At 69.4% G+C, this 26,784-nt stretch carries 26 protein-coding genes; 16 read left to right on the top strand and 10 right to left on the bottom strand.

The genetic code is table 11. The features are described 5' to 3' along the window. Window positions 1–81: 81 nt before the first annotated feature. Entirely contained in the window at window positions 82–738 is a 657-nt protein-coding gene (locus ACFZ8E_RS18745) for an alpha/beta hydrolase (RefSeq protein ID WP_147726378.1), read from the bottom strand. 294 nt (window positions 739–1,032) lie between these two features. Here ACFZ8E_RS18745 and ACFZ8E_RS18740 point away from each other — a divergent pair, with 294 nt between their 5' ends. The 8 genes from ACFZ8E_RS18740 (at window position 1,033) to sufA (ending at window position 8,562) form a co-directional block, all read left to right on the top strand. Continuing rightward, entirely contained in the window at window positions 1,033–2,202 is a 1,170-nt protein-coding gene (locus tag ACFZ8E_RS18740) for a cysteine desulfurase family protein (RefSeq protein WP_405043463.1), read from the top strand. 69 nt (window positions 2,203–2,271) lie between these two features. Continuing rightward, window positions 2,272–3,741: a Fe-S cluster assembly protein SufB gene (gene sufB / locus ACFZ8E_RS18735; protein ID WP_147726380.1), complete on the top strand. Its 1,470-nt coding sequence runs from the start codon at window positions 2,272–2,274 to the stop codon at window positions 3,739–3,741. Window positions 3,742–3,751: 10 nt separating this feature from the next. Beyond that, entirely contained in the window at window positions 3,752–4,042 is a 291-nt protein-coding gene (locus ACFZ8E_RS18730) for a DUF1640 domain-containing protein (RefSeq protein WP_405043462.1), read from the top strand. A 50-nt stretch (window positions 4,043–4,092) separates the two neighbouring features. Continuing rightward, complete coding sequence (gene sufC, locus ACFZ8E_RS18725; protein WP_147726382.1) at window positions 4,093–4,845, top strand: Fe-S cluster assembly ATPase SufC; 753 nt, start codon at window positions 4,093–4,095, stop codon at window positions 4,843–4,845. Between the two features lie 4 nt (window positions 4,846–4,849). Continuing rightward, the gene (locus ACFZ8E_RS18720; RefSeq protein ID WP_405043461.1) at window positions 4,850–6,172 is read left to right on the top strand and encodes a SufB/SufD family protein; all 1,323 of its coding nucleotides are present in this window, start codon (window positions 4,850–4,852) and stop codon (window positions 6,170–6,172) included. Between the two features lie 226 nt (window positions 6,173–6,398). Next, window positions 6,399–7,643, top strand: coding sequence for a cysteine desulfurase (locus tag ACFZ8E_RS18715; protein WP_405044412.1), 1,245 nt, complete (start codon window positions 6,399–6,401; stop codon window positions 7,641–7,643). A 52-nt stretch (window positions 7,644–7,695) separates the two neighbouring features. Continuing rightward, window positions 7,696–8,079 carry an SUF system Fe-S cluster assembly protein gene (locus ACFZ8E_RS18710; RefSeq protein WP_147726384.1) on the top strand — a complete coding sequence of 128 codons (384 nt, stop codon included), beginning with the start codon at window positions 7,696–7,698 and terminating at the stop codon, window positions 8,077–8,079. A gap of 105 nt (window positions 8,080–8,184) precedes the next feature. After that, entirely contained in the window at window positions 8,185–8,562 is a 378-nt protein-coding gene (gene sufA / locus ACFZ8E_RS18705) for a Fe-S cluster assembly scaffold SufA (RefSeq protein WP_147726385.1), read from the top strand. An 8-nt stretch (window positions 8,563–8,570) separates the two neighbouring features. Here sufA and ACFZ8E_RS18700 read toward each other — a convergent pair whose 3' ends face one another. The 3 genes from ACFZ8E_RS18700 to ACFZ8E_RS18690 all read right to left on the bottom strand — a co-directional run bounded on the left by ACFZ8E_RS18700 (window position 8,571) and on the right by ACFZ8E_RS18690 (window position 11,795). Further along, window positions 8,571–9,632 carry a GGDEF domain-containing protein gene (locus tag ACFZ8E_RS18700; RefSeq protein WP_147726386.1) on the bottom strand — a complete coding sequence of 354 codons (1,062 nt, stop codon included), beginning with the start codon at window positions 9,630–9,632 and terminating at the stop codon, window positions 8,571–8,573. Window positions 9,633–9,743: 111 nt separating this feature from the next. Beyond that, window positions 9,744–11,324 carry a DEAD/DEAH box helicase gene (locus ACFZ8E_RS18695; RefSeq protein ID WP_405043460.1) on the bottom strand — a complete coding sequence of 527 codons (1,581 nt, stop codon included), beginning with the start codon at window positions 11,322–11,324 and terminating at the stop codon, window positions 9,744–9,746. 204 nt (window positions 11,325–11,528) lie between these two features. Further along, window positions 11,529–11,795, bottom strand: coding sequence for a hypothetical protein (locus tag ACFZ8E_RS18690; protein ID WP_405043459.1), 267 nt, complete (start codon window positions 11,793–11,795; stop codon window positions 11,529–11,531). Window positions 11,796–12,194: 399 nt separating this feature from the next. On the opposite strand from ACFZ8E_RS18690, the gene ACFZ8E_RS18685 reads away from it, so the two are divergent. Next, on the top strand, window positions 12,195–13,088 hold the full coding sequence (locus tag ACFZ8E_RS18685) for an outer membrane protein (RefSeq protein ID WP_405043458.1): 894 nt from the start codon (window positions 12,195–12,197) through the stop codon (window positions 13,086–13,088). A 155-nt stretch (window positions 13,089–13,243) separates the two neighbouring features. On the opposite strand, the gene parE is transcribed toward ACFZ8E_RS18685, so the two are convergent. After that, window positions 13,244–15,364, bottom strand: coding sequence for a DNA topoisomerase IV subunit B (gene parE / locus ACFZ8E_RS18680; protein WP_405043457.1), 2,121 nt, complete (start codon window positions 15,362–15,364; stop codon window positions 13,244–13,246). Between the two features lie 278 nt (window positions 15,365–15,642). On the opposite strand from parE, the gene ACFZ8E_RS18675 reads away from it, so the two are divergent. Continuing rightward, entirely contained in the window at window positions 15,643–15,828 is a 186-nt protein-coding gene (locus ACFZ8E_RS18675; RefSeq protein WP_147729298.1) for a hypothetical protein, read from the top strand. Between the two features lie 51 nt (window positions 15,829–15,879). Here the strand turns inward: ACFZ8E_RS18675 and topA are convergent, their stop codons facing one another. The 3 genes from topA to ACFZ8E_RS18660 form a co-directional block, all read right to left on the bottom strand. After that, window positions 15,880–18,642 (bottom strand): type I DNA topoisomerase, encoded by a 2,763-nt coding sequence (gene topA, locus ACFZ8E_RS18670; protein ID WP_405043456.1) that lies wholly within the window; start codon window positions 18,640–18,642, stop codon window positions 15,880–15,882. Between the two features lie 207 nt (window positions 18,643–18,849). After that, entirely contained in the window at window positions 18,850–19,761 is a 912-nt protein-coding gene (locus tag ACFZ8E_RS18665) for a molybdopterin-binding protein (RefSeq protein ID WP_405043455.1), read from the bottom strand. After that, a complete protein-coding gene (locus ACFZ8E_RS18660; RefSeq protein WP_405043454.1) occupies window positions 19,758–20,612 on the bottom strand; it encodes a cytochrome b/b6 domain-containing protein in 855 nt (284 codons plus the stop codon). Before ACFZ8E_RS18660 ends, ACFZ8E_RS18665 begins: the two co-directional genes overlap by 4 nt. Before the next feature lie 143 nt (window positions 20,613–20,755). On the opposite strand from ACFZ8E_RS18660, the gene ACFZ8E_RS18655 reads away from it, so the two are divergent. Genes ACFZ8E_RS18655 through dprA form a run of 4 tightly spaced genes read left to right on the top strand, consistent with a single transcriptional unit; the run spans window position 20,756 to window position 24,836 of the window. After that, a complete protein-coding gene (locus ACFZ8E_RS18655) occupies window positions 20,756–21,703 on the top strand; it encodes an aspartate carbamoyltransferase catalytic subunit (RefSeq protein ID WP_147859268.1) in 948 nt (315 codons plus the stop codon). A 5-nt stretch (window positions 21,704–21,708) separates the two neighbouring features. After that, on the top strand, window positions 21,709–23,019 hold the full coding sequence (locus tag ACFZ8E_RS18650; RefSeq protein WP_405044411.1) for a dihydroorotase: 1,311 nt from the start codon (window positions 21,709–21,711) through the stop codon (window positions 23,017–23,019). After that, window positions 23,016–23,636 carry a glycerol-3-phosphate 1-O-acyltransferase PlsY gene (gene plsY, locus ACFZ8E_RS18645; RefSeq protein ID WP_147841649.1) on the top strand — a complete coding sequence of 207 codons (621 nt, stop codon included), beginning with the start codon at window positions 23,016–23,018 and terminating at the stop codon, window positions 23,634–23,636. Before ACFZ8E_RS18650 ends, plsY begins: the two co-directional genes overlap by 4 nt. 21 nt (window positions 23,637–23,657) lie before the next feature. Continuing rightward, window positions 23,658–24,836: a DNA-processing protein DprA gene (gene dprA / locus ACFZ8E_RS18640; RefSeq protein WP_147841650.1), complete on the top strand. Its 1,179-nt coding sequence runs from the start codon at window positions 23,658–23,660 to the stop codon at window positions 24,834–24,836. Between the two features lie 29 nt (window positions 24,837–24,865). Here the strand turns inward: dprA and ruvX are convergent, their stop codons facing one another. Together ruvX and ACFZ8E_RS18630 are read right to left on the bottom strand one after the other, a co-directional pair. Further along, window positions 24,866–25,357, bottom strand: coding sequence for a Holliday junction resolvase RuvX (ruvX, locus tag ACFZ8E_RS18635; RefSeq protein ID WP_405043452.1), 492 nt, complete (start codon window positions 25,355–25,357; stop codon window positions 24,866–24,868). A 22-nt stretch (window positions 25,358–25,379) separates the two neighbouring features. Then, window positions 25,380–25,961: an SMI1/KNR4 family protein gene (locus ACFZ8E_RS18630; protein ID WP_405044410.1), complete on the bottom strand. Its 582-nt coding sequence runs from the start codon at window positions 25,959–25,961 to the stop codon at window positions 25,380–25,382. Window positions 25,962–26,078: 117 nt separating this feature from the next. On the opposite strand from ACFZ8E_RS18630, the gene ACFZ8E_RS18625 reads away from it, so the two are divergent. Then, entirely contained in the window at window positions 26,079–26,270 is a 192-nt protein-coding gene (locus tag ACFZ8E_RS18625) for a hypothetical protein (protein WP_243983520.1), read from the top strand. A 134-nt stretch (window positions 26,271–26,404) separates the two neighbouring features. After that, window positions 26,405–26,692 carry an Asp-tRNA(Asn)/Glu-tRNA(Gln) amidotransferase subunit GatC gene (gatC, locus tag ACFZ8E_RS18620; RefSeq protein WP_147727679.1) on the top strand — a complete coding sequence of 96 codons (288 nt, stop codon included), beginning with the start codon at window positions 26,405–26,407 and terminating at the stop codon, window positions 26,690–26,692. The last annotated feature ends 92 nt before the right edge of the window (window positions 26,693–26,784 follow it).

Genomic DNA, 26,784 nt, shown 5'->3' with positions numbered 1-26,784 from the left:
GTCGCGGGCGCGAGGCGGGAAAAAGGGCAGGCCGCCCGTACGGCGCCTGCCCGCTGCGAGGCCCGCTCGAAAGAGGTGGCCTCAGGCCACCTCGTCCTTCTTGCCGAGGCGCTTGTCGAGGTAGGTGTCGACCGTCTGGGTCAGCTCGTCGACGCGCCCGTCGAAGAAGTGGTTGGCGCCCTCGACCATCTGGTGCTCGATGATGACGCCCTTCTGGGTCTTCACCTTCTCGATCACCGGCATGACCTCGCGGGCCGGGGCCACGCGATCCTCGGAGCCGTGCACGAACAGGCCGGAGGAGGGGCAGGGCGCGAGGAAAGTGAAATCGTAGCGGTTGGCCATCGCGGCGATCGAGATGAAGCCCTCGATCTCGGGGCGGCGCATCAGCAGCTGCATCCCGATCCACGAGCCGAACGAGACGCCGGCGATCCAGCAGGACTTGGCCTCGGGGTTGACCGACTGCACCCAGTCGAGCGCGGCGGCGGCGTCCGACAGCTCGCCCGAGCCGTGGTCGAAGGCGCCCTGGCTGCGGCCGACGCCGCGGAAGTTGAAGCGCAGGGCCGCGAAGCCGCGATTGGCGAACGTGTAGAAGAGGTTGTACACGATCTGATTGTTCATCGTGCCGCCGAACTGGGGGTGCGGATGCAGCACGATCGCGATCGGCGCGCCCCGCTTCTTGGGGGCCTGATAGCGACCCTCCAGTCGGCCGGCGGGACCGGTGAAGATGACCTCGGGCATAGTGTCCTCGACTCCTGTGGCCATGCCGGGCGAGTCCGCCTGCCCGGATGGCCGTGTACGCCTCGACCTGCGCGGTCGCGCGACCGCCTTGACTCGCCCCGCGCCCGACGTAAAAGCGCTCTTAGAATAATTCTAGGCGATTAGAACTGTTCTAAACAGCGCGGCAGCGGGGTCTTCCCCGACCAGCCTGGAAACGCCGTTCGGCGGTTCGAAACCGTGTCGACGGCGCGGCTTAGCACGCCGACCCGGTGCCAAAGCAAGGAAATGTCGCATCTTTCGCCAGTTGGAGAACGGATGACAGCGGACCGCGCCTATCTCGACCACAACGCCACGTCTCCGGTCCGACCGGCGGTGTCGCACGCGGTCGTGCGGGCGCTGGCGCTGCCCGGCAACCCGTCCTCCGTCCATGCCGAGGGGCGTGCGGCCCGGGCGATGCTCGAGGATGCCCGCGACAAGCTCGCCCGCCTCGTCGGTGCCGCGGCGTCTCAGGTCACCTTCACCAGTGGCGGCACCGAGGCGGCCAACGCCGTCCTGTCCGGCGCGCTCCGCCGGCGGGGGAGCGCCGCACCGACGCGGCTTCTGATCGGCGCGACCGAGCACCCCTGCGTCACCGCCGGCCACCGCTTCCCGGCCGACGCCGTCGAGGCGCTTCCGGTCCTGGCTTCCGGCGTGCTCGACCTCGATGCGCTGGCGGCGCGGCTCGACGCCCTTCGCGACCGGGACGTGCTCGTCTCGGTTCACGCGGCCAACAACGAGACCGGCGTGATGCAGCCGATCGCCGCCGTCGTGGCCCTGGCGAGGCGGCACGGCCGCACCCTCGTGCACAGCGACGCGGTGCAGGCGGTCGGCAAGATCCCGGTCGATTTCGCTGCGCTCGGGCTCGATGCGCTGACCCTGTCCGGGCACAAGTTCTCGGCGCCGAAGGGCGTCGGCGCGCTGGTGTTGCGGGACGACGCGCAACTCGACGCGGCCTTCGTCCGCGGCGGCGGCCAGGAGGCACGGCTGCGCTGCGGCACCGAGAACCTTCCCGGGCTCGTCGGGATGGGCGAGGCGGCGGAGATCGCCCGCCTCGCGCTCGATACGGAATCCCAGCGCCTCGCGCAGCTGCGCGACGCGCTGGAGGAGGCGGTGCTGGCCCGCGCGCCGGATAGGGTGGTGTTCGGCGGTGGCGCCGAGCGGTTGCCGAACACACTGTGCTTCGCGGTGCCGGGGCTCGATGCGCCGACCGCCCTGATTGCCTTCGATCTCGCCGGCGTGGCGGTGTCGTCGGGATCGGCCTGCGCGTCGGGCAAGGTGGCGCGGTCGCCGGTCCTGGCCGCGATGGGCGTGAGCCCTGCTCTGGCCGCGGGGGCGCTACGCGTCAGCCTCGGCTGGAATACGGGGGAGGGCGACACTGCGCGCTTCCTCGGTGCCTTCGAACGGGTCGTCGAGACCCTATATAGACGGCGAGGGCTGGCGGCCTGAGCGCCGCGCCGACGCCATCTCACATGGAAGCCTCCGGTCCTTGAAACCGGCGATGCTTAGGAGACGCTGATGCCTGCCGTGCAGGAAACCATCGATCGGGTCCGCTCGATCGACCTCGACCAGTACAAGTACGGCTTCGAGACCACCATCGAGATGGAGAAGTCCGAGAAGGGCATCTCCGAGGATGTGGTGCGCTTCATCTCGGCCAAGAAGGACGAGCCGGAGTGGATGCTCGCCTGGCGGCTCGACGCCTACAAGCGCTGGCAGACCATGCAGGAGCCGGACTGGGCCCGCGTCGCCTACGACAAGGTCGACTACAACAACATCTACTACTACGCCGCGCCGAAGCGTCCGGCGGCGATGTCGCTCGACGAGATCGACCCCGAGATCCTGAAGACCTACGAGAAGCTCGGCATCCCGCTCCGCGAGGTCGAGGTGCTGGAGGGCATCGCCCCCGAGCGCCGCGTCGCCGTGGACGCCGTGTTCGACTCGGTCTCGGTCGCGACGACGTTCAAGGCCGAGCTGTCGAAGGCCGGCGTGATCTTCATGCCGATCTCGGAGGCGATCCGCGAGTACCCGGACCTCGTCAGGAAGTACCTCGGCTCGGTCGTGCCGGTGACGGACAACTTCTTCGCCACGCTGAACTCGGCCGTCTTCTCGGACGGCTCGTTCGTCTACATCCCGCCGGGCGTGCGCTGCCCGATGGAGCTGTCGACCTACTTCCGCATCAACGAGCGCGACACCGGCCAGTTCGAGCGCACGCTGATCATCGCCGACAAGGGCTCCTACGTCTCGTATCTCGAGGGCTGCACCGCCCCGAAGCGCGACGACAACCAGCTGCACGCCGCGGTGGTCGAGCTCGTCGCCCTGGAGGACGCCGAGATCAAGTACTCGACCGTCCAGAACTGGTACCCGGGCGACAACGAGGGCAAGGGCGGCATCTACAACTTCGTGACCAAGCGCGGCGATTGCCGCGGCGACAACTCGAAGATCTCGTGGACGCAGGTCGAGACCGGCTCGGCGATCACCTGGAAGTACCCGTCCTGCATCCTGCGCGGCGACAATTCCCGCGGCGAGTTCTACTCGATCGCGGTGTCGAACGGCATGCAGCAGGTCGATTCCGGCACCAAGATGATCCACCTCGGCAAGAACACCACCAGCCGGATCATCTCGAAGGGCATCTCGGCGGGCCGCTCGCAGAACACCTATCGCGGCCTCGTCTCGGCGCACAAGAAGGCCTCGAACGCGCGCAACTTCACCAATTGCGACAGCCTGCTGATCGGCGACCAGTGCGGGGCGCACACCGTGCCCTACATCGAGTCGAAGAACGCGTCCGCGGTGTTCGAGCACGAGGCCACCACCTCGAAAATCTCCGAGGACCAGAAGTTCTACTGCCTGCAGCGCGGCCTTTCCGAGGAGGAGGCGACCGCGCTCATCGTCAACGGCTTCGTGCGCGACGTGCTGCAGCAGTTGCCGATGGAGTTCGCCGTCGAGGCTCAGAAGCTGATCTCGATCAGCCTCGAAGGCTCGGTGGGGTAGGCAACACGCGATGGCCTTCGCGTTCGACACCCTGCAGTTCACCCAACGGCTCGAACAGGTGGGTGTCGGACGCGAGCAGGCCGTCGCGCGCGCTGAACCGGCACGCGACATGATCATCGCTGATTCCGCGACCAAGGTGGATTTGGCCGATATGGAGAAGACGCTGAGGTTGGACCTCAAGGCGTTGAAGGCGGGGATCGACGGTTCGCTGCGCGAACTCGAACTCCGAATGACCGTGAAGCTCGGGGCGATCATCGCGGCCGCCGCCGCAATGATCGCAGCGCTTCAAAAATTTCTCTGACGGGACCGCAGGGCGATACCGTCGCACACCATCTTCGGGACTACGCGAACATGCTCGAAATCAAGAACCTCGTCGTGCAGATCGAGGACAACCGCATCCTCAACGGCCTGAACCTCACCGTGAACGACGGCGAGGTCGCCGCGATCATGGGTCCGAACGGCTCCGGCAAGTCGACGCTCTCCTACGTCATCGCCGGCAAGGAGGACTACGAGGTCCTCGACGGCGAGATCCTGCTCGACGGCCAGAACGTGCTGGAGATGGGCGCGGACGAGCGCGCCGCGGCCGGCGTGTTCCTCGCCTTCCAGTATCCGCTGGAGATCCCGGGCGTCGGCACGATGACCTTCCTCAAGGCCTGCCTCAACGCCCAGCGCCGCGCCCGCGGCGAGGCCGAGATCGCGACCCCGGACTTCATCCGCCAGGTCAACGCGGCGGCCGAGAAGCTCGAAATCAACAAGGACATGCTCCGCCGCGCCCTCAACGTCGGGTTCTCCGGCGGCGAGAAGAAGCGCATGGAGATCCTGCAGATGGCGCTGCTGCAGCCGAAGTTCTGCGTGCTCGACGAGACGGATTCCGGCCTCGACATCGACGCGTTGCGCATCGTCTCCGAGGGCGTCAACGCCCTGCGCGCGCAGGGCCGCTCGTTCCTGGTCATCACCCACTACCAGCGCCTGCTCGACTACATCGTGCCCGACACCGTGCACGTCATGTCGAAGGGTCTCATCGTGAAGACCGGCGGCAAGGAGCTCGCCAAGGAACTCGAGGCCTCCGGCTACGCCGAGTACCGCACCAACGAGGCTGCGTAAGCCCATGGCCGACATCGCCAATCTCCGCACCAGCGCCGAGACCGGTCTCTCGACCCTGTTCGAGACCGCCCGCAAGGGGTTCGGCAGCGAAACCGCGATCTCCCGCGAGGAGGCGTTCCGCTTCTTCGAGGCCGCCGGCCTGCCGAGCCGCCGCGTCGAGGCGTTCAAGTACACCGACCTACGTGCCGCGATGCAGGAAGCCGCGCCGCCGGCCGAGACGCCGGCGCTCGACCTCGCCACGTCCGCCGTCGCCTCCGCGACCGCGTTCTCGGCAATCGAGGCGGTGCGACTGACCTTCGTCAACGGGCACCTGATCCGCGAGCTGTCCGATCTCGATCGCGTGCCCCCCGGCGTCTCGGTATCGCCGCTGAACGAGGCCCTGAGCCGGGGCGATGCGCGCCTGAAGAACCTTGCGCCGGTGGCGCAGGCCCGCGAGAACCCGATCTATCAGCTGAACACCGCCTTCCTTGCCGACGGCGCGCTGATCTCGGTGGAGGCCGGCGCGAAGGTCGACACCCCGCTGCACCTGCGCTTCGTCGGCGCCGGGGCGGAGGGCTTCTCCACCGCGACGCGCGTTCTGGTCGAGGTCGCCGACGGCGCCGAGTTCACCTTGCTCGAGACGCACGAGGGCCCGAACGGGCTGACCTACCAGCCGAACGACGCCCTCGACGTCCATGTCGGCAAGCATGCCGCCTTCCGGCACGCGCGGATCAACCGCGAGGGCGACAAGGCGATCGCGCTCTCGACCATCAGCGTGCGGCTCGACGACGAGTCGAGGCTGGAGACGGTGAACCTCGTCACCGGCGCCGTGCTGTCGCGCCACCAGATCTACATGCACGTGGCCGGCGAGAACGTGAACGCGGTCGTCAACGGCGCGGCGATGCTCGGCGACGGGCAGCTCGCCGACTCGACGCTGCTGGCCGACCATGCGGCGGTCGGCGGCGTCGGCCGCGAGATGTTCAAGACGGTGATCGACGGTGACGCCACCGGCGTGTTCCAGGGCAAGATCATCGTCCGCCAGATCGCGCAGAAGACCGACGGCAAGATGAAGTCCGATTGCCTGCTCCTCTCCGACGAGGGGCAGATGATGAACAAGCCGGAGCTCGAGATCTTCGCCGACGACGTCGCCTGCGGCCACGGCGCCACCTGCGGCGCCCCGGACCAGGACCTGCTGTTCTACCTCATGGCCCGCGGCCTGCCGAAGCCGATCGCCGAGAGCCTGCTGGTGCAGGCCTTCGTCGGCGAGGCGGTGGAGTCGGTCACGCACGAGGGCGCCCGCGCGGCGCTCATCAGCGAGATCGAGGCTTGGCTGGCCTCGCGGGGGTGATCGGCCCCGGTCGCGTGCATCCTGGAAAATGGGTGATGTGACAACGATCCCTCCCAGACCTTCATCCTGAGGCGCCCACATCGGTGGGCCTCGAAGGAGGGGACGAGGGGTCGCACTATCTCTGGAGACCTCCGTCGAGGCCTCCGCTTCGCTTCGGCACCTCTGGACGAGGCTGCAGGTTGGAGGGGCGATGCTTGCGAAAGACCGCCGGTTCGAGGCCGACACCATGAACGCTCCTCTCCGCCAGCCTACCTACGACGTCGAGGCGATCCGGGCGCAATTTCCGATCCTGTCGGAAAAAGTCTACGGCAAGCCGCTGGTCTACCTCGACAACGCCGCCTCGTCGCAGAAGCCGCGCGCGGTGATCGACGCGATGGTCGCGTGCATGGAGACCGGCTACGCCAACGTCCATCGCGGCCTGCACTTCATGGCCAACGCCGCGACCGAGGGGTTCGAGGGTGCCCGCGAGACCACGCGGCAGTTCCTGAATGCCGCGTCGACCGACGAGATCATCTTCACTCGCAACGCCACAGAGGCCTACAACCTCGTGGCCGCGTCGATGGGCTGGGCCGGGATGATCGGGGAGGGGGACGAGATCATCCTCTCGATCATGGAGCACCATTCAAACATCGTGCCCTGGCACTTCCTGCGCGAACGCCGCGGGGCCGTCATCAAGTGGGCGCCGGTCGACGACGAGGGCAACTTCCTCGTCGAGGACTACGAGAAGCTGTTCACGCCGCGCACCAAGATGGTCGCGATCACGCAGATGTCGAACGTGCTGGGCACGGTCACGCCGGCGGCCGAGATCGTCCGCATCGCCCACGCCCACGGCGTGCCGGTGCTGCTCGACGGCGCGCAGAGCGCGGTGCATCAGCCGGTCGACGTGCGGGCGCTCGATTGCGACTTCTTCGTCTTCACCGGCCACAAGGTCTACGGCCCGACCGGGATCGGCGTGCTTTACGGCAAGAAGGAATGGCTGGAGCGCCTGCCGCCCTACCAGGGCGGCGGTGAGATGATCCGCACGGTCAGCCAGGAGGCGATCACCTACAACGATCCGCCGCATCGGTTCGAGGCGGGCACGCCGGCGATCGTCGAGGCCGTCGGCCTCGGCGCGGCGCTGGAGTTCATGATGTCGGTCGGGCGCGACAAGATCGCGGCGCACGAGGCCGCGCTCACCGCCTATGCCCAGGAACGGCTCGGCGCGATGAATGCGATCCGGCAGATCGGAACCGCGAAGGGCAAGGGCGGCGTCATCGCCTTCGAGATGAAGGGCGCCCATGCCCACGACATCGCGACGGTGATCGACCGTTCGGGCGTCGCGGTCCGGGCCGGCACGCATTGCGCGATGCCGCTGCTCACCCGCTTCGGCGTCACCTCGACCTGCCGCGCCTCGTTCGGGATGTACAACACCCTGGCCGAGATCGACGTGCTGGCCGAGGCGCTCGCCCGCGCCGAGATGATGTTCGCCTGAGCGTTTGGACTGGGTCGCCGCCCCGCCGCGGCGGCCCGATGAGGAGATGGACATGAGCAGCGACGCGACGATCACCGGAGGCGCCAACACGCCGAAGGTCGCCGGAGCCGAGGGCGTGCCGCCCGCCGAGCTCGACCGGCTGACCGACGATATCGTGGCCGCGCTGAAGTCGGTCTACGATCCCGAGATCCCAGCCGACATCTACGAGCTCGGCCTGATCTACAAGGTCGACATCGACGACGACCGCAAGGTCGCGATCGACATGACGCTGACGGCTCCGGGCTGCCCGGTCGCTGGCGAGATGCCGGGCTGGGTCGAGGATGCGGTCGCCAAGGTCCCGGGCGTCCAATCCTGCGCGGTGACGATGGTGTTCGATCCGCCGTGGGATCAGAGCCGCATGTCCGACGAGGCCCGCGTCGCCCTCGACATGTGGTGAGCGTCACCGAGCGGTATGGACCGTGCTCCGCGCGATCCTTATCTTAAGACCGTACGCGCACCCTCAACCGCCCGGGCCTTGAACCCGGCTGCCGGAGAGACACCGATGTCCACGAGTTTCAAGGTCATGTCGCTGACGGATGCGGCAGCCGACCGCATCAAGGCGATCATCGCCGACGCCGACCGGCCGATCGCGGGCCTGCGGGTCGGCGTGAAGAACGGCGGCTGCGCCGGGATGTCCTACACGATGGAATATGCCGAGGATCGCAAGCCCGGCGAGGACATGGTCGAGGATCGCGGCGTGAAGGTCTTCGTCGATCCGAAGGCGCTGCTGTTCCTGCTCGGCACGCAGATGGACTTCCAGTCCAGCAAGCTCGCCTCGCAGTTCGTGTTCAACAACCCGAACCAGACCTCGGCCTGCGGCTGCGGCGAGTCCGTCGCGATCACGCCGGTCGGCCCGGAGCGGCTGCTCGCCTCGGCCTGAACCCACGATCAGGCGACCGCGGCGACGAGGTCCGCCGTGGTTGCATCGTCGAGCGTGCGGTTGCGGCCGGCGCGCTTGGCGGCGAACATGCACAGGTCCGCACGCTCCAGCAACGAGACCGGCGTGTCGCCGCGGCGGTAGCACGCCACGCCGAGCGAGATCGTGACCTTCCCGAGCGATTCCCCGGTCGAGCGCTTGATCAGCTCCCGACCCATCACGCTGGTTCGGACTTTCTCCGCGATGGCGTAGGCCGTTTCCCGGTTCGTGCCGGGCAGCAGGATGCCGAACTCCTCGCCGCCGAAACGGGCGAGCATCGCGCCCTTCTCGACGCTTTCTCGCATGACGACGGCGACCAGGCGCAGCACCTGATCGCCGGTGAGGTGGCCGTATAGGTCGTTGAAGCGCTTGAAGAAATCGATGTCGAGCACGACGAGGCTCGAGGACGTGCCGAGCGAGGCGCGATCGAGCGCCTTGTGCAGCATCTCCTCGAAATGCTTGCGGTTCGCCAGCCCGGTCAGGGGATCCGTCAGGCTCTCGATCCGCGTCGCCTCGAGCTTCTCGCGCAGGGATTCGACCTCGGTGCGGCTTTCCCGCATCCGCGCCTCGAGGGTCCGGTTGTTCGAGGCGACTTCCCGCGTCGTCGCGACCAGGGTGGCCACGATCTCGCGCAGGCGCGCCCGGTTCAGCGTCGAGACCGAGAGGTCGTGGCTCAGCGCACGCAACGATTCGCCGTACTGCGCGGCCGAGCCGAGCGAGAGGTCGAGCATCTCCATGACGCCCTCGATCTCGGTCAGCATCGTCGCGCCGGTCTCTCCGGCGGCGGTGACGTAGCGCGAGCCGCCGAGATAGCTGTCGTAGAGATCGTCGACGTCCGAGGCGGACAATCCCGCGTTCGTCGCGGTGAGACGCTTGATCGCGTCGTTCATCAGCGGCTGATCGCCGGAGACGTAGGTGTACCAGACGGCGTAGGCCCGCGGTGTCGCCGAGGGCCCGTAATCGCGCATCAGCTCCTGGGCGCGGCGCGCCAGGGCGAAGCTGCGATCGCGGTCGGCATAAAGCCCTTCGCTCATCCGATCCCCATCGTCCATCGCCGCCCCGTCGCGTCGGCGTTCGGGTCGGCCGCCGCAAGCTACCTTAAGGAGCGTGGACAGAGGGTTAAGGCCGAGGTCGCGATCTGCGGCTCAATCCTGCTTCTTGATCACCGCCGGCCGCAGCATAAAGGCCGGAACGTGCTCGCCGAGACCGACCGGCGTATCGCCGTCCTCGTCGCGGCGGCGCCCATAGCCGCGCTCGTCGCGCGACCGCTCCTGCGGCGGGCGAGCCGCGGGGGCGGGAGTTCGCTCGGGACGCGGCCGCGCCTCGGCTGCCGGACGGCGCGGTGCCTCCCGCCGCGCCTCGTCCGGTCGCCGCTGAGGCTCGCGCCGAGGCGAGGTCTCCGCAACCGAGTCGGACTCTAGGTTGGCGGAAGGCTCCGTCTTGAAGGAATCCCTCCGTCCACGCGACGACCGCGCCTCCCGCGGCGCCTCGGCCTCGGCGGGGACCTTTCGGCCGCGTCGCGCGGAATCGCCGGCGCGTCCGCGATGGCGGGTGCGCGTCTCGCCCTCGTCGGTGCCTTCCTGGCTCGGCGCGGCGGTGTCGAGGTCCCCGTCCATCCACGGGATCGGCTGCCCGATCAGCGACTCGATCGCCTGGAGCGAGCGGTCGTCGCTGCGGCTGACCAGGGTGAAGGCCGCCCCCGAGCGGCCGGCGCGGCCGGTGCGGCCGATGCGGTGGACGTAATCCTCGGGATGGTTCGGAACGTCGAAGTTGAAGACGTGGCTCACCGCGGGGATGTCGAGGCCGCGCGCCGCGACGTCGCTCGCGACCAGCAAGGCCGTCTCGCCGCCGCGGAAGGCATCGAGGGCGGTGGTGCGCGAGCGCTGGTCCATGTCGCCATGAAGCGCGGCGGCATCGAAGCCGTGGCTCACCAGCGACTTCTGCAGCAGCGCGACGTCGCGCTTGCGATTGCAGAAGATGATGCCGTTCTTCAGGTCCGCTTCGCCGCGGATCAGCTTGCGCAGGCGCTCGCGCTTGGCGCTGCCGTCCGACGAGGTCGCGACCAGACGCTGCACGATGGTCGAGGCGGTGGAGGCGGCGCGCGCCACCTCGATCCGCTCGGGATTGTGCAGGAAGATGTCGGCGAGCCGCTCGATCTCCGGCGGCATGGTCGCGGAGAAGAACAGCGTCTGGCGGGTGAACGGCACCATCTTCACGATGCGCTCGATGTCGGGGATGAACCCCATGTCGAGCATGCGGTCGGCCTCGTCGATGACCAGGAGCTCGACGCCGCTGAGCAGCAGCTTGCCGCGCTCGAAATGGTCGAGCAGGCGCCCCGGCGTCGCGATCAGCACGTCGGTGCCGCGGGTCAGCTTGGCGTCCTGGTCGGCGAAGGAGACGCCGCCGATGATCAGGGCGACGTTGAGCTTGTGGTTGGTGCCGTAGCGATCGAAGTTCTCGACCACCTGCGCCGCCAGCTCGCGGGTCGGCTCGAGGATCAGCGTCCGCGGCATCCGCGCCCGCGCCCGCCCGTTCTCGAGCATCGTCAGCATCGGCAGGGTGAACGCGGCCGTCTTGCCGGTGCCGGTCTGTGCGATGCCCAGGACGTCGCGCCGGGCGAGCACGTGCGGGATCGCCTGGCTCTGGATCGGCGTCGGTTCCGTGTAGCCGGCGGCGGTGACGGCCTGGAGGACCTTGTCGCTCAATCCGAGATCGGCAAATGACATAATCTTTTGAGAACCGTTGCGCGCGGGGTCGGGCAGGGCCGGCGCGGAGGACATCGTCGCGGCGACGGCAGCGACGGCCGGTCGGGTCGACGGCCCGCCGCGCCTGCGAGTGCGCGGGACACTTAGGCCCTTGCAACCACTTGTCAATCTGATGCACCCGGACGAGCCGGGGTTTCCCCCTCCGAAAGCCGCGAAGACTGCCCCCTATGGGCGGAGGCCACGCATGCCCGAAGGGAGGTTGCAGGGATCGAGCCTCACGGCGCGAACACCCTGCGCGATCGAGCCGGTCGTCTCCGGATCGGCGATCGTCCCCCTCGACGTCGCCTGGGCCATACGGGTCGGCTCGGCGTTCCGATCGGCCCGCGCGAAGTGATGGGCCGCCGCGAGGGCGACGATCGCGGCGATGCCGGTGGTCTGGATCGTCCAGCGCAGGATGCCGTGCGACTTCGCCGACCCGATGCCTTCGCTCATCACGCACCTTTCCGCCGAATTCCGGCCCCTCTCGGAGATCGACGGTGAAGGCTCGTGGTTAATCTTCGCCTTACGGCCGCAACGGCTTCCGAGGGAGGAAATAAAATGCCACCGCCCGAGCAGGGTCATGACATATGATAAGCACGGCTCCGGTCTTCGGTAAATCGATCGTGAATCCCGGACAACAGAACGAGGCGTGGGGCGAACCCTGATCTTTCCTGCCGAACCATGTGCGCCAAGACACACCTGCGAACGACATCGCGTAAGCCGGGCGTAACCTTCATCTTTCGTTGACCGCTTCCGGGTCATCTGAGCGAGCTTGTTGCAGGAAAGCGACAGACCGAGCGGGCAACCCGGCTTAGAACAAACTCGGCTTTGCCAACCAGGACCTGGAAAAAAATGAAGAGCCTTCTCCTCGCCACCACCGTTCTCGCCGGCCTCACCGCCGTCGCGTCCGCCGCCGACCTTCCGCGTCGCGCTCCGCCGCCGGTGTTCACCCCGGTTCCGGTGTTCACCTGGACGGGCGCGTACTTCGGTATCAACGCCGGCTACGGCTTCGATGCCAGCGATCGCCGCGGCGCCACCGTCGTCGGCGTCTCGCCCGGCAACGCGATCTTCGCCGGCCCGGCCGGCGGCAACACCGGCGGCGTGCTTGCCTTCGGCGGCAGCCGCGGCAACGACGGCTTCACCGGCGGTGGCCAGGTCGGCTACAACTACCAGTTCACCCCGGGCTCGGGCGTCGTGATCGGCATCGAGGCCGACGCGCAGTACGTCGACTTCGGCCAGAACCGCAACCGCTTCTCGGCCACCCCCGGCGTCGTCGGCGGCGGCATCCTGCCCGGCAACCTGATCTACAACCCGTCGGGCCTTTCCAGCCTCGACTACTTCGGCACCGTGCGCGGTCGCCTCGGCTACGCCTTCGACCGCACCCTCGTGTACGGCACCGGCGGCTTCGCCTACGGCAGCGGCGGCGGCCGTGACTTCGGTTCGGGCGTGTCCCGCAACGACTTCCAGACCGGCTGGGCCGCCGGCGCCGGCGTCGAGTACGCCCTGCCGACCGACTCGTTCCTGAACTTCTTCCGCTCCTCGGCCGTGACGCTGAAGGTGGAAGGCCTGTACGTGAACCTCGACCAGGGCGGCCGCAACAACGGCGCCTTCGCCTCCAACTCGACCGGCACCGTGACCCTGACCTCGCCGGGCGTGACCGTCGTGCAGAGCGGCCTGAACCGCAACAACAGCACCGAGTTCGCTGTCGTGCGCGCCGGCCTGAACTACAAGTTCGGCTCGTACTAGGACCTGCCGGATCGGCCGCGGCTCGCCCAGAGCCGCGGTTCGACCCGACCCGAGAAGCCCGGCCGAAAGGCCGGGCTTTTTTCGTCGTCGGATCGCGGGCAAGAAAAAGCTCGGCCTCGCGGCCGGGCTCCGATCGGACCGCCGTGCCGGGCCGCTCAGATGTCGAGGTCGGTCTTCTCGGCGAAGGCGGCTCGCTCGGAGATGAAGGTGAAGCGGGCTTCCGGCTTGTTGCCCATCAGGCGCTCGACCGCGTCGCCGGTCGATTCGCGCGCCTCGTCGAGGACGGCGACGCGCATCAGGATGCGCTTCTTCGGGTCCATCGTCGTCTCCTTCAGCTGCGCCGGCATCATCTCGCCCAGTCCCTTGAAGCGGCTGATCTCGACCTTGCCGTTCTTGAACACCGTCTTGATCAGCTGCTCCTTGTGGGAGTCGTCGCGGGCGTAGGCCGTCTTGGTGCCCTGCTGCAGCCGGTAGAGCGGCGGCATCGCGAGGTAGAGGTGGCCCTTGTCGATGAGCTTCGGCATCTGCCGGTAAAAGAAGGTGATCAGCAGCGAGGCGATATGGGCGCCGTCGACGTCGGCGTCCGTCATGATGATCACCTTGTCGTAGCGCAGCTCCTCGTCGCGGTACTGACCGCCCGTGCCGCAGCCGAGCGCCAGGGTCAGGTCGCCGATGAGCTGGTTCGCACCGAGCTTGTCGCGGCTGGCCGAGGCGACGTTCAGGATCTTGCCGCGCAGCGGCAGGATCGCCTGCGTGGCCCGGTCGCGCGCCTGCTTGGCCGAGCCGCCGGCCGAGTCGCCCTCGACGATGAAGATCTCCGAGCCCGCGGTGCCGGCGGCCGAGCAATCGGCGAGCTTGCCGGGGAGCCGCAGCTTGCGCGTCGCGGTCTTGCGCGCGACCTCCTTCTCCTGGCGTCGGCGCAGGCGCTCCTCGGCCCGGTCGATCACCCAGTCGAGCACCTTGTTGGCCTGGGCCGGCGACGCGGCGAGCCAATGGTCGAAGGCGTCGCGGATCGCGGTCTCGACGATGCGCGACGCCTCGACGGTGGCGAGCTTGTCCTTGGTCTGGCCCTGGAACTCCGGCTCGCGGATGAAGACCGACAGCATGGAGGCGCAGGTCGCCATCACGTCGTCGGTGGTCACCGCCGTCATGCGCTTGGCCTGGTTCACCCGCTCGGCGTGCTCGCGCAGCGCCCGCAGCAGCGCGACGCGCAGGCCGGATTCGTGGGTGCCGCCCTCGGGCGTCGGGATGGTGTTGCAGTACGAGGCGGAGACGCCGTCGTCGTGGACCATCCAGGCCACGGCCCATTCGAGCGAGCCGTGCGAGCCGGGCTTTGTGATCTTGCCGGAGAAGATCGCGTCGGTGACGAGCTCCTTGCCCTCGATGTCGCGGGCGAGGTAGTCGCGCAGGCCGCCGGGGAAGCGGTGCACCGCCTCGGCCGGGATGTCGGTGCCCTCGATCAGCGCCGGCGCACACCGCCACCGGATCTCGACGCCGCCGAACAGGTAGGCCTTCGAGCGCGCCATCTTGAACAGGCGGCGCGGGTCGAACGCCAGCGAGCCGAAGATCTGCGCGTCGGGATGGAAGCGGATGCGCGTGCCGCGCCGGTTCTGCACCCGCCCGACGGTTTCCAACCCGCCCTGCGCATGACCGCGCGAAAAACTCTGGCGGTAGAGCGTCTGGTTGCGCGCGACCTCGACCTCCAGGAGGTCGGACAGCGCGTTCACCACCGAGATGCCGACGCCGTGCAGGCCGCCGCTGGTCTCGTAGACCTTCGAGTCGAACTTCCCGCCCGCATGCAGCGTCGTCATGATGACTTCGAGCGCGGACTTGCCGGGAAACTTCGGGTGCGGGTCGATCGGGATGCCGCGGCCGTTGTCGGTGACGACGAGCGCACCCGTCTCCTCCAGCTCGACCTCGATGAAGCTGGCGTGGCCCGCCACCGCCTCGTCCATCGAATTGTCGATCACCTCCGAGAACAGGTGGTGCAGCGCCCGCTCATCGGTGCCGCCGATATACATGCCGGGCCGGCGCCGCACCGGCTCCAGCCCTTCCAGCACCTCGATATCGGATGCGGTGTAGCCGGCCTCCGGACCGGCGAGCGGCTCGAGCGCCGCCATCGGCGCCATCGGCTTGCGCCGGCGCTCGGACGAGGGCAGGGGCGCGGCGGGCGAGGGATCCGTGGCCGAAGGCTTGGCCGGCGAAGAATGGGCGGGCGAAGAATGGGCAGCGGCCTTCGCGCCCGGCCCGAACAGGTCGATGGGGGCGTCGCTCAACCGACGGGCTCCAGGCTTCGGGTCACGTCTCGCATGGGCTTTCATCCGCTCACGATACCGGAACAAAACGGAAACATCAAAGGCGATCGCAGGCCGAATCCGTTATGCAGCTTCGCATGTGCCGCGCGAACCCTCCAAACGCTGCGATGCAACCGTCATCGGGGTGATGCGCAGATCCGGTTAAGATCGCCTCACGCTGCAATTTCGCGCGGAACCGGCGGCATGATCATGCATTATATCACAAGATCTTTGCCGTAACGATGGCTGGGACGCCGACGATGACGACTGCTTCGATCGAAGCCCGAACCCTGATCCTCGCCCGCCTCGAGCGCGCCGCCGGGCAAGCCTTCGGATGCGAGCAGGACGCGGCACCCGTCTCTCGCGCGGCCTTCGTCAATCCGACGACGGTCGCCCTGGCGACCTTCGCGACGGCCTTCGCCGCGACGATCAGCTACCTCGTCTGAGACCTGCGACGCGCCTGGCGCGGACCGCCGGCAAGCCGCGCCGCCGGCGGTTCAGCCGTTGGCCTTCTTGCTCGAAGCCGGCTTCGCAGCGGCCTTGCCCGCAGCGGCCTTCGGCGTGGCGGGCTTCTTCGCGGCGGGTTTGGCGGAGGTTTTGGAAGCGGTCTTCACCGTCCCGACCTCGCCGTCCTTGGCCGCCTTCGCCGGCTTGCGCGCCGTGGCCTTCGCACCCCGCGCCGGCGCGACCTTGCGGCCGCGGCTCGGCTTGCCCCCGCCGGCCGCGCGCTTGGCGTTGACGAGGTCGATGCCCTCGGCGAGCGTCAGCGCCTCGGCGGCCATCGATTTCGGCAGAGTCGCGTTGACCTCGCCGTCGGTGACGTAGGCGCCGTACTTGCCGGCCTTCACCACCAGCTCGCGACCCGTCGCCTCGTCCTTGCCGATCGGTCGGCCGGGATCCGAGGACGGGCGGCCGCGGCCGCCGCCCTGTTCCTTGGCGACGATCAGGTCGATCGCCCGGTTGGCGCCGACCTCGAGCACGTCGTCGTCCTTGCCCAGGTTCGCGTAGGTCTTGCCGTGCTGGACGTAGGGCCCGAACCGGCCGAGATTGGCCAGGATCGGTTCGCCGGTCTCCGGGTGCCGGGCGACCTCGCGCGGCAGCGACAGCAGCCGCAGCGCCTTCTCCAGGTCGACCATCGACGGCGTCACGCCCTTCGGCAGCGACGAGCGCTTGGGTTTGGCCGCGTCCTTCTCGGTCGAGGCCTCGCCGAGCTGGACGAACGGGCCGAACCGGCCGTCGCGGATCGTCACCGGCAATCCGCTCACCGGATCGTTGCCGAGCACCCGCGTGCCGGGCGGGCTGCCGTCCGGCGATGAGCCGTCGCCCTCGCCCTCGATGCCCGCGGCCGAGAGCTGCCGGGTGAACTTGCATTCCGGGTAGTTCGAGCAGCCGACGAAGGAGCCGAACTTGCCGAGCTTCAGCGAGAGCTGGCCCGAGCCGCAGGTCGGGCAGGTGCGCGGGTTCGAGCCGTCGGCCTTCTCGGGGAAGATGTGGTCGCCGAGAAGCGTGTTCAGCGCCTCCAGCACCTCGGTGACGCGCAGCTCCTTGGTGCCGCCGACGGCGGCCGAGAAGTCGCGCCAGAAGTCGCGCAGCACGTCGCGCCAGTCGATCTCGGCGTTCGAGACCCGGTCGAGCTGGCCTTCGAGGTCCGCGGTGAAGTCGTACTCGACGTAGCGCTTGAAGAAGCTCTCGAGGAAGCCGGTCACGAGCCGGCCCTTGTCCTCGGGCTGCAGGCGCTTCTTCTCGATCTTGACGTATTCGCGGTCGCGCAGGGTCTGGAGCACCGCGGCGTAGGTCGAGGGCCGGCCGATGCCGAGCTCCTCCATGCGCTTGACGAGGCTGGCCTCGGAGAAGCGCGGCGGCGGCTCGGTGAAGTGCTGGGTCGAGGCGATGCGCTCGCGCTTCAGCGCCTCGCCGGCCTTCATCGGCGGCAGGCGCTTGCCGTCCTCGTCCTCCTCGTCGTCCTTGCCCTCCTGGTAGAGGGTGAGGAAGCCGTCGAACTTCACGACCTGACCGGTCGCGCGCAGGTCGATCCGGCGCGGGCCGACGCTGGCGGTCACGTCGACCGTGGTGCGCTCCAGCTCGGCCGACTCCATCTGGCTGGCGACGGTCCGCGTCCAGATCAGGTCGTAGAGCTTGGCCTGCTCGGGATCGAGCATCCGCGCGACCTGCTTCGGCAGCCGGCCCATGTCGGTCGGGCGCACGGCCTCGTGGGCCTCCTGCGCGTTCTTGGCCTTGGCGCTGTAGCGGCGCGGCACGCCCGGGACGTACTTGTCGCCGAACTCGCGTCCGATGACCCGGCGCGCGTCGGCGATGGCCTCGGGCGCCATGTCGACGCCGTCGGTCCGCATGTAGGTGATCAGGCCCACCGTCTCGCCGCCGATGTCGACGCCCTCGTAGAGCTTCTGGGCGACGCGCATGGTCTGCGCCGGCGCCATCCCGAGCTTTCGCGACGCCTCCTGCTGCAGCGTCGACGTCGTGAAGGGCGGCTGGGGATGGCGCTTGGCGGGCTTCGCCTCGACCGAGGCGACCTGGAACGTCGCGAGCTCGAGGTCGCGCTTGAACGCGGCCGCATCCTCGCCGTTGCCGACGTCGAGGCGCTGGATGCGCTTGCCGTCGGCCCCGACGAGGCGAGCCTCGAACACGCCGCCGTCTGCGGTCGAGAGGGTCGCGACCAGCGACCAGTACTCGCGCGGCTTGAAGCGCTCGATCTCGACCTCGCGCTCGCAGACGAGCCGCAAGGCCACCGACTGCACGCGGCCGGCCGAGCGGGCGCCGGGGAGCTTGCGCCACAGCACCGGCGACAGGTTGAAGCCGACGAGGTAGTCGAGCGCCCGGCGCGCCAGGTAGGCGTCGACCAGCGCCTGATCGATCTGGCGCGGCTGCCGCATCGCCGTCTCGACCGACGCCTTGGTGATCGCGTTGAAGGTGACGCGCTCGACCGGGATGCCCTTCAGCACCTTGCGGGCGGTCAGCGCCTCCAGCACGTGCCAGGAGATCGCCTCGCCCTCGCGATCCGGGTCGGTCGCCAGGATCAGCTTGTCCGCGCCCTTCACGGCGCGGGCGATCTCGGACACCTGCTTCGAGCCGCGGGCGTCGAGCTCCCAGATCATGTTGAAATCGGCTTCGGGATCGACCGACCCGTCCTTGGCCGGAAGGTCGCGGATGTGCCCGAACGAGGCGATGACTTCATAGTCGCGGCCAAGATACTTGTTGATGGTCTTGGCTTTGGCCGGCGACTCGACGACGACGACTTTCATGGACGAAACAGCCTCTCGTCAAAGCCCGAGCAGCGGCAGGAACGCACCAATTGTTGGGTTTCGCGCCGCGGCCGGGCCGGACCTGCGCGGGGCATGAAGTGGTTCATGCCCCGCGGGTTGTCAAATGGGGGGCTGTTCGGGGCGCCTGCCGGGAGGCGCGTACGGGTGGGCATTCTCCCCCCTCTGCGGGGGGGGAGGGGGCCGGTCTCAGATGCCGGCGTACCATTCGTAGCCGCGGTCCTCCCAGTAGCCGCCCTGGCCGTCGCCGATCCTGGCCAGCGATTCGACCACCTCGATCCGCATCACGTACTTGGCCTGTTTGTAGCCGAGCTGCCGCTCGAGCCGCAGGCGCAGGGGCGCGCCGTTCGAGACCGGGAGCGGCTTTCCGTTGAGGTCGTAGGCGAGGATCGTCTGCGGGTGGAAGGCGTCGGTGAGGTCGATGCTCTCGTAGTAGCGGATCGGCGTGCGCGTCTCCTCGGGCTCCTCGGCCGGGGCACCGCCCCAGGCGTCGGCATCGTTGCCCGCGGCCGCCACCTGGACGTGGCGCACCGCGCTCGGGTTCTCCGGCTGCAGGAACGCGCCGTCCTTGCCGGCTTCGAGGCCGCCGCCGGCATATTCGAGCGTGTCGGCGCAGTGGAACACGACGTAGCGCGCCTGCGGCTTCAGCCCGGCGCGGTTCAGCACCTCGGCCAGCGGCACGCCGGACCATTTTCCGATGCAGCTCCAGCCCTCGACGCAATCGTGCCGGGTCGTCTGCGTCCGCGACGGCAGCGCGCGGAGGTCGGCGAGGCCGAAGCTCTGCGGTCGTTCGACGAGGCCCCCGACCTCGAGCTTGAAGGTCGAGAAGTTCGAGGCCGCAAGCGCCTTGTAGGCCTTGTCCGGCGGGTCGATCGTGCCGTTCGGCTTGAACACCGCCGAGATCTCGGAATCCGGGAATTCCTTCGCCAGCGAGGCGTTCGAGAGCAGCAAGCGCTGCACGAACAGGTTGGCGTCCTCGCCGGCCTTCAGCGTCCGCGGGCCGTAGGCGGACCCGGCGAAGCGGTCGCAGCCGGCGAGCATCGCGGTGCCGCCGAGCGCGGCGACGGTGGTGAGGAAGCGGCGGCGGTCGAGGTTGCTCATCGCGGGGTCGCTCCGTCCTTCTCGATCGCGAACCAGCCGGTGACCATGCCGCGCATGTTGTTCCAGAAGCCCGACACCAGCACCAGCACCACGTGCACGATCACGAACAGCACCAGGAGGTTGGCCACGATGAAGTGGATCGTGCGCGCCGACTGCCGGCCGCCGAACACGTCGACCAGCCAGGGCCAGGCGGCGTCCATGCCCGGCGACATCGCGAGGCCGGCCAGCACCATCACCGGCAGAAGGCCGGCGATCACGGCGAGGTAGGTCAGCTTCTGCAGCACGTTGTAGCGCTTGGCCTCCTCGCCCTTGGGGAAGTGCAGGGTGAGGTGCTCGCGCACCGAGCCGCCGAAGTCGCGGATCTGGTCGCCGTCCGGGATCACCCGCCGGCGAAGCTGCCCCGTCACCAGCCCGTAGAGCAGGTAGATCGCCCCGTTGATCACCAGCGCCCAGGCGAACAGGAAGTGCCAGCGTCGCGCGGTGGCGAGATCCTGCCCCGAGGGGATCGTGCTCCACGACGGGAAGGCCCGGTCGGCCATCTGGCCCTGGTCCTTCGAGAGCCCGAGCACGCCGGTGGTGTCGAAGGTGCGGCCGCCGATCGTCACGATGCCGCGGGCGTTGCCCTTGGCGTCGGTGTCGCTGGTGATCGCCAGCGCCGGGGTGTCGAAGGTCGACTTCGCGCCCCAGTACAGGGCCGGATGCGCGTTGAAGATCTGCAGCCCGCTCATCAGCAGGATCAGCAGGGAGGCGGCGTTGAGCCAGTGCGCGACGCGGATCACCAGCGGATGCCGGTAGATCGCCTCGCGGCGGGGCGTCGCGGTGCCGGAGGGAATCGCCGGGGAAGCTGCCAAGGGAGTGTCACCTGATTGTCCGCGTGGCGACCACTTCGCCACCTCGTCTCGGCTGGTTACGTATCGCCGCCGCCGAAAGTTGCCAGCCCGGTCCCGCGCCGCGCGCTTGCCGTCGCATCGGGCGCGACCTATCACGCGAGGCGATGAGCCAGCCGACGCACCCGAACTATCCCCACCGGCATCTCCTCGGGATAGAGGGCCTGTCGCGCCCCGACATCGAGGGGCTGCTCGACCGAGCGGACGCGGCGGTGGCGATCTCCCGTCAGGTCGAGAAGAAGCGCGCGACGCTGCGCGGTCGCACCCAGATCAACCTGTTCTTCGAGCCCTCGACCCGCACGCAATCCTCGTTCGAGCTCGCCGGCAAGCGCCTCGGCGCCGACGTGATGAACATGTCGGTGGCCTCGTCCTCGGTGAAGAAGGGCGAGACGCTGATCGACACCGCGGCGACGCTGAACGCCATGCGGCCCGACATCATCGTGGTGCGCCACCATTCGGCCGGCGCCGTGCACCTGCTCGCGCGGAAGGTCGACTGCTCGGTGGTCAATGCCGGCGACGGCGCCCACGAGCACCCGACGCAGGCGCTGCTCGACGCGCTGACCATCCGCCGCAACAAGGGGCGGATCGAGGGGCTTCGCGTCGCGATCTGCGGCGACGTGCTGCACAGCCGCGTCGCGCGCTCGAACCTGATCCTGCTGCAGGCGATGGGTGCGCGCGTCCGCGTGATCGCCCCGTCGTCGCTCCTGCCCGCCGGCATCGAGCGCTTCGGCGTCGAGGTCTTCACCGACATGCGCAAGGGCCTCGACGGCTGCGACATCGTGATGATGCTGCGCCTGCAGCGCGAGCGCATGAACGGCTCGTTCGTGCCCTCGGTGAAGGAGTATTTCCGCTATTTCGGCCTCGACGCCGACAAGCTCGCGCTCGCCGCTCCCGACGCCCTGGTGATGCATCCCGGCCCGATGAACCGCGGCGTCGAGATCGCCTCCGACATCGCCGACGGGGCGCAGTCGCTGATTCGCGAGCAGGTCGAGATGGGCGTCGCCGTGCGCATGGCGGTGATGGAAGCGCTGGCCTCGCATCTGCCGAACGCGTGATGGCCATGACCGAACAAGCTCAGATCCTCACCAACGCCACCCTCCTCGACCCGGCCGACGGCCGCGAAGGGCCGGGCCATGTCCTGATCCGCGACGGCCGCATTGCCGACATCGCCTGGGGCGCGGCGCCCGGCCTGCCGGAGGGCGCGCGGACGATCGACTGCGCCGGCCACGTGCTGGCGCCGGGCCTGATCGACATGCGCGCCTTCGTCGGCGAGCCCGGCGCCGAGCACCGCGAGACCCTGGCGAGCGCCAGCGCTGCGGCGGCAGCCGGCGGGGTCACGACGCTGGTCTGCATGCCGGACACCAATCCGTTGATCGACGGGCCGGCGATCGTCGACTTCGTGCTGCGCCGCGCCCGCGACACGGCCTGCGTCAACGTCCTGCCGGCGGCGGCGATCACCAAGGGGCTTGCCGGCCACGAGATGACCGAGTTCGGCCTGCTCCAGGAAGCCGGCGCCGTCGCCTTCACCGACGGACTCCGCGCCGTGACGCACGCGCAGGTGATGCGGCGGGCGATGACCTACGCCCGCGACTTCGGCGCGCTGCTGATGCAGCACGTCGAGGAGCCCGACCTCGTCGGCGAGGGCGTGATGAACGAGGGCGAGCTGGCCTCGCGGCTCGGGCTGATGGGCATCCCGCGCGAGGCCGAGACGATGATGCTGGAGCGCGACCTCCGCCTCGTCCGCCTCACCGGCGCGCGCTACCACGCGGCGATGATATCCTGCGCCGACTCGGTCGAGATCGTGCGCCGGGCCAAGCACGACGGATTGCCGGTGACCTGCGCCGCCTCGATCAACAACCTCGTCCTGAACGAGGGCGACATCGGGCACTACCGCACTTTCTGCAAGCTTTCGCCGCCCTTGCGCGGCGAGGCCGACCGGCAGGCGCTGGCGGCGGCGCTGAACGAGGGTGTGATCGACGTCGTCGTCTCCGATCACAACCCGCAGGACGTCGAGACCAAGCGCCTGCCCTTCGCCGAGGCCGCCGACGGCGCGCTCGGGATCGAGACCCTGCTCGGCGCCGCGCTCCGCCTCGTGCGCGCCGGCGACGTCACGCTCGCGCGCCTGCTCGCGGCGCTGTCGGCGAATCCGGGGCGCATCCTCGGGCGCGAATCCGGTCGGCTCGCGGTCGGCGCCCCGGCCGACCTCGTGCTGATCGATCCGGACGTGCCCTACGTGCTCGACAAGCGGACCCTGAAGTCGCGCTCGAAGAACTCGCCGTTCGACGAGGCGCGGATGCAGGGCGCCGCGGTGCTGACGCTCGTCGGCGGCCGGATCGTCCACCGCTCGGCCGACCTCGCGGGGGCCGCATGAGCGCGCTGTCGGACATGGCCTGGCCGGTCGTCCTCGGCTGCCTGGCGCTCGGCTACGCCCTCGGCTCGATCCCGTTCGGGCTCGTCTTCACGCGGCTTGCCGGCCTCGGCGACGTGCGGGCGATCGGGTCGGGCAACATCGGCGCGACCAACGTGCTGCGCACCGGCCGCAAGGGGCTCGCCGCCGCGACGCTGCTCGGCGACGCCCTGAAAGGCACCGCGGCGGTGCTGATCGCGCAGCGGTTCGGCGAAGGGACCGGCGCGTGGCCGGCGCTCGCGGCCGGGCTCGGCGCCTTCCTCGGGCATCTCTTCCCGGTCTGGCTCGGGTTCAGGGGCGGCAAGGGCGTCGCGACCTTCCTCGGGGTGCTGCTCGCCCTGAGCCCGCCGGCGCTGCTCGCCTTCGCGGCGATCTGGCTCGGCCTCGCCTTCGCCCTGCGCTACTCGTCGCTCGCGGCGCTCGCAGCCTCGGCCGCGACCCCTATCATTCTGTGGGCCTTGAACGATCCGGCGCGCGCGGGCCTCTTCCTCGTCCTCGGCCTGCTGCTATGGTGGAAGCACGCGCCCAACATCCGCCGGCTGGTCGACGGCACCGAGGGACGGATCGGTCAGAAGGGCTGAGACCCCTTCGGGGGAAGGCCCGTGCAGCTCACCGACGCACAAAGGCTCGACTGGCTCCGCCTGATCCGAACCGAAGGGGTCGGGCCGCGCACGTTCCGCAGCCTGATCAACCGCTTCGGCGGCGCGGCCGGCGCCCTCGCGGCCCTGCCGGACCTGACCGCGCGCCGGGGACGGCGCGTCGTGCCGCCGGCGCGGGCCGAGGCCGAGGCGGAAATCGCGGCAGCGTGCCGCCTCGGTGCCCGCATCGTCGCGATGGGCGAGGCGGGCTACCCGAAGATCCTTCAGGCGGCCGATTCCGCGCCGCCCCTCGTCGCGGTGCGCGGATCCGCCGACGCGCTTTCAAGGCCGGCGGTGGCGATCGTCGGCTCGCGCAACGCCTCGGCCGCCGGGCTCGCCTTCACCGAGCGGCTGGCTCGCGGTCTCGGCGAAGCGGGGCTCGTCGTCGTCTCCGGCCTGGCCCGCGGGATCGACGCCCGCGCGCACAAGGCGTCCGCCGCGACCGGCACCGTCGCGGTGCTCGCGGGCGGCCACGACAAGATCTATCCGGCCAACCATGCCGGCCTCGTCGAGGCGATCCTGGAGGCGGGCGGAGCGGTGATCGCCGAGATGCCGATGGGCTGGGTGCCGCGCGGGCGCGACTTCCCGAGGCGCAACCGCATCATTTCGGGGCTGGCCTACGGCACCGTGGTGGTCGAGGCGGCACGCCGTTCGGGCTCGCTGATCACCGCGCGCTTCGCCCTCGAGCAGGGTCGCGAGGTCTTCGCGGTGCCGGGCTCTCCGCTCGACCCGCGGGCGGAGGGCACCAACGACCTGATCCGACAGGGGGCGACGCTCGTCGCCGAGGTCGAGCACGTCCTCGCCGCCATCGCACCGCTGATCGAGCGCGGCGACGACCCCGACCGGGTGCCGGCGCTCCCGCGACCGGACCTCGCCGACCAGCCGGACTTCTGGGACGAGATCGACCTCGATGACGGCGCCGCGCCGATGCCGGCTGCGCCGTTCGAGGCGCCGGAACCGGCAGAGCCGGTGGGCGACCGGGAGACGCTCGTCGCCGCGCTCAGCCCGACGCCGGTCGGCACGGACGAGCTTGCGCGTGCCACCGGGCTCTCCGTGCGCCGCGTCCAGACCACGCTGCTCGAGCTCGAACTCGACGGGCGGATCGAGCGGCACGGCAGCGGGATGGTGTCGCTGATCGGCTGAGCCGCGGCCGGCGAGACGCGCGCAAGCGCTCAGAACGAGTCGTCGTCCTCGGACTCGACCAGCCCCCGCATCCGGTCGAGGCAGCCCTGCAGGATGTAGGCGGCGGCGAGCTTGTCGACGAGCGCGCCGCGCTTGGCCCGCGAGGTGTCGGCCGCGATCAGCGCACGCGTCACGACGGCGGTCGAAAGGCGCTCGTCGTAGAACAGGACCGGCAGGTCGAGGAGCGGCTTGAGGTTGCGCACGAACGAGCGCGTCGATTGCACCCGCACGCCCTCGCTGCCGTCCATATTGAGCGGCAGCCCGATCACCAGCCCGCCGACCGCGTGCTGCTCGCAGAGGAAGCGCAGCCGCGCGACGTCGGGCGTGAACTTCACCCGCTTGATCGTCTCCAAGGGCGACGCGATCTGTCGGCCGAGATCCGACAGGGCGAGCCCGATCGTCTTGGTGCCGAGATCGATGCCGATCAGCCGGGGCCCGCCGCGCGAGGCCTCGGCGAAGGCGCGTAAGGTGTCCGTGTCCATCGTATCCCGTTCCGCTCGCGCCCTATGCCGGCTCGCCGGGCGGGCTCGCCTCGCCGGCCCGCGCCAGCACCGCCGCCTCGATGCCCTCGAAGGTCGAGGCCAGCGGCGGGGTGCCGTCGCCGAGCACGTCGAGGATCGCCAGGCCCTGCGTGCGCCGGAAGAACGCGTCGAGGCTGTCGCCGCCGAAGCGGACGGTTTCGAGATCCGCGGCCATCACCCAGATCGGGTACTCGCCCGCGCCGGCGACGTCCCAGAACAGGAAGCTGCCGTCCTCGCCCTCGCCGAAGAAGCAGGCGCGTGCGAGCCGCGACAGGTCGTCGTCCTCGATCGCGAACCGGTGCGGCGCGTCGGCGGCCGAGAGCGCCGCGATCGCCGCGTTGATGCTGTCGGCGATGATCTCCGCCCGCGTCACCAGGTCGGCCGCCGGGTAGGGCTGGGGCGTGGCGATCCGGAAATGGCCGTTGGCGAGGCCGGCGCCGCAGTCGCGGCAGAAGCTGCGATACGATTCGGGCAGCGCGAAGCCGAGCTCGGCCTCCGCCCGCGCGATCTCGGCGTCGCTCGAGCGTGCGCCCGGATGAAGCCGCTCGAACACCGTGTTCCACATCGCGCTCACGCTCCATCCACAACCGTTAACCGCGTCGCGAGCTTGCCGTAGCCGACAACGCAGCGCTTCCCTCATAACGATGGTTAAGGTTTCGTTAAGCCCGCTGCGGAGGCAATCGTGCGCGCCATCGGTTCTCTCGTCCCCCACGCGTCCCCTCCTCGCCGCCCGCTGCCGCGGCGGCACAAGGTGATGCTGCTCGTCGCCTTCGAGGTCCTGGTGCTCGGCTTCACCCTGGCCGCGTGCTTCCCGATCCGCCCGGCCGGCATCGTGGTCGAGACGACGGTGACGCCGAACCACGTTGTCACCTGACGCCCCGGCGCGTTGCGGCGTCGCGAAGCCCGGTGCTATAGCGCCCGGACCGTCGAGGGACCGGGCCGACGCGGCGCATCTCCGCCGCAGCGCGCCGGGTCCTTCGGGACGAACAGCCGAGACGAACAGGCAGCATGTCGGTCGACGAGAAGACAGTCCGGCGCATCGCGCATCTGGCCCGCATCGCGGTCGCCGAAGACGAGGTCGCGCCGCTGCAGGGCGAGCTGAACGCCATCCTCGCCTTCGTCGAGCAGCTCGGTGCGGTCGACGTGACCGGCGTCGAGGCGATGACCTCGGTGACGCCGATGGCGATGAAGAAGCGCAAGGACGTGGTCACCGACGGCGGCCGCGCGGTCGACGTCGTCGCCAACGCGCCCGAGACGGAGGACCACTACTTCCTGGTCCCGAAAGTCGTCGAGTAGGCGCCCCTTCCGCGAAGGACGCCTGCCGCGCCCGCCGGCCCCGCCCGACGGAACGCCCCCGACCCGCATCGCGGCCGAACGGCCGAGGACGA

Origin of the sequence: Methylobacterium sp. HMF5984, from assembly GCF_045033435.1 — a bacterium.
Lineage (GTDB): Bacteria > Pseudomonadota > Alphaproteobacteria > Rhizobiales > Beijerinckiaceae > Methylobacterium.
The sequence above is the reverse complement of the archived record's forward strand: the minus strand, read 5'-3'. Positions and strand labels throughout refer to the sequence as shown.